The 2,242-nt window shown below is 73.5% G+C and carries 2 protein-coding genes and 1 riboswitch; of the genes, one reads left to right on the top strand and one right to left on the bottom strand.

Annotated features, from left to right (window positions below; translation table 11 throughout):
* Positions 1–39 precede the first annotated feature (39 nt).
* Positions 40–1,272, bottom strand: coding sequence for a glycoside hydrolase family 16 protein (locus tag ACWGB8_RS38410; protein WP_452218291.1), 1,233 nt, complete (start codon positions 1,270–1,272; stop codon positions 40–42).
* A 2-nt stretch (positions 1,273–1,274) separates the two neighbouring features.
* Positions 1,275–1,411, bottom strand: a riboswitch (cyclic di-AMP (ydaO/yuaA leader).
* 332 nt (positions 1,412–1,743) lie between these two features.
* Here ACWGB8_RS38410 and ACWGB8_RS38405 point away from each other — a divergent pair.
* Entirely contained in the window at positions 1,744–2,073 is a 330-nt protein-coding gene (locus ACWGB8_RS38405; protein WP_452218290.1) for a MoaF-related domain-containing protein, read from the top strand.
* The last annotated feature ends 169 nt before the right edge of the window (positions 2,074–2,242 follow it).

The raw sequence follows: 2,242 nt of genomic DNA, 5'->3' as shown, positions 1-2,242 counted from the left end.
CGGCCTGCCGGGTCGGCCGGCCGTGGCGGACGCCGCGGATCAGCGGTAGACGCGGACCCAGTCCGACGCGAAGGTGATCGGAGCCGTGCCCTGCGGCGCGGGGTGGTACTGCCCCGCGCTCAGGGACAGGTTGAGGATCAGGTACGCGGACCAGCCGGTGCCCACGCCCTTGCCGTCGGAGAACACCTTGGTGCCGTTGACGTACCAGTCGACCGAGTTCGCCCCGTAGTGGGTGCCGATGGTGACCCAGCCGTCCTTGCCGATCGCCTTGGCGTCGGTGTGGTACTTGTGGCCCGGCCGGACGTGGTTGGTGAGCTCCAGCAGGTTCGGGTTGTCCGGGTGGTACTCGAACGAGTCGATCTCGTTGTTGCCGTTCTTCCAGGTCCACAGGGCGGGCCAGGCGCCGGTGCCGGACGGGAGCTTGACCCGGGTCTCGGCGTAGTCGCCGGTCCGCACCTGGAAGCCCTCACCGGAGTACTCGGTGGTGAGCAGGCCGGTGTCCCAGGACTGCCTGCCGTTCTCCAACTTGTTGGCGCCGGGCTTGGCGGTGAAGGTCGCGACGCCCCCGGAGACGGACACCTGCTCCTTGCGCAGCCAGTCGAGCTTGTTGTCGTCCGGGTTGTGGTGGCCGTAGCGGTAGGCGCTGCTCCTGTCCCCGGTCCAGCGGGAGCCGTAGGCGACGGGGGCACTGAACTCCTCGGACCAGGTCAGCTTCTTGCCGCTGACCGGGATGCCGGGGGCGGCCGTGGCGGCCGGGCTCGGGGTGGCGGTCGGCGTGGGGGTGGGCGTGGGGCTCGGCGCGGGGGCGGCCGGGGAGACCACCAGCTGCTGCGAGGGCAGGTTGTGCCAGGCGCCGCCGAAGTCCTGCCAGAAGCCGAACTGGGTGTAGGTACCAGCGGCCAGGGTGCGGGAGCCGGTGGTGATCGAGACGCCGCTCGGGCAGATCTGCGCGTTCGAGGTACTGCCGGGGAAGTCCAGGTTGCGGCCGGCCGCGTCGCGGACGCCGACCCCGAGGGTCTTGGCGGTGAAGCAGGACGACGCGTGGACGGTCAGCGAGGCGGCGGCTGCCTTGTCGGCGGTCATCGCGGCGGGGGCCAGCCGGTCCTGGGTGACGGTCGGGGCGGTGGCCGCCTGGGCCCCGGTGACGGCGGGTACGCCGACCAGGCCGGCGCCGCCGATGGCGAGCGCGCCGGTGACGGCGAGGGCGGCGTTGCGCCGGCGGTGGGAGGGCCGGGCGTGGCGGGGCGCGGAGCGCCGGGCAGGCTGGTGCATAGAGGTGTCCTCGGCGACGCCTGCGAGGTGAGCTGTCGGGTTCGGGCTGAGGTTGCCCGGCCGCCTGCGGAGCGGCTTCACCCCAAGGTCCTGTCCGGTCGATCTTGTCGGTGCCCGGCAAGATCGGCCGGACAGGACCTGGCCGCGGACCGTGCGCGCGGGGCGCACGGGCCGGGCACTGACCTGGGTCCCCCGCTCCTGTCCACTGTGGTGCTCGGTGTCCCGCCGGCGGGCGGACAGGACTCGGCGTCCCGTCGACGGGGTCCGCAGGGGCGGACGCCCTCGGAGGGTAGGCAGCGCGGCGAGCGGGCGACAACCCGATCGGGGCGGTTGTCGCGCAGCTCACAGATCGACTGCGGGCGCCCCGTCCGGGGGCGGTCCGACCGGAGTACGCCTGGAATGGACGCCCGGTCGGATAGGTTGGTGATCGCCACCGGACCGCACCGACCCGAGACGAGGACCCGCCCCGCCATGACCGCGCCCCTGCCCGCCTTCGCCGGCCGCACCTACCTCTTCCAGGTCGACAACGGCGCGGCCTTCCGCAACGCCTACTCGGCCGACGGCAAGCGGCTGCGCTGGGAGGGCCTCGGCGAGTCCGCCGGCCAGTGGGAGGACGTGGCGCTGCACGTGGCCGAGGTCGCCCCGCAGGTGTACTTCGTGAGCTGGACGGAGCAGAGCGGCATCACGGTCAGCCACGTCATGGACCTCGGCAGGCTGACGGTGCGCGCCTTCTGGACGTACGAGGGCGAGGGCGGCCGGGTCGGCGAGCTCCACACGGGGACGCTGGAGCAGGTCGGCTGAGCCCGCCGCGCCGACGGCCCGAAAGGCGCGCCACGGCGGGGCGGACCCGCCCCGAAATCGCCCCCGCGGACCGACCGCGGGCTGGCAGGATGTCCGCCATGACCTACCTCGCCGCGGATGACCGCTATGCCTCGATGACCTACCGCCGCGCCGGCCGCAGCGGGGTGCA

The organism is Kitasatospora sp. NPDC054939, from assembly GCF_053610105.1.
The sequence above is the reverse complement of the archived record's forward strand: the minus strand, read 5'-3'. Positions and strand labels throughout refer to the sequence as shown.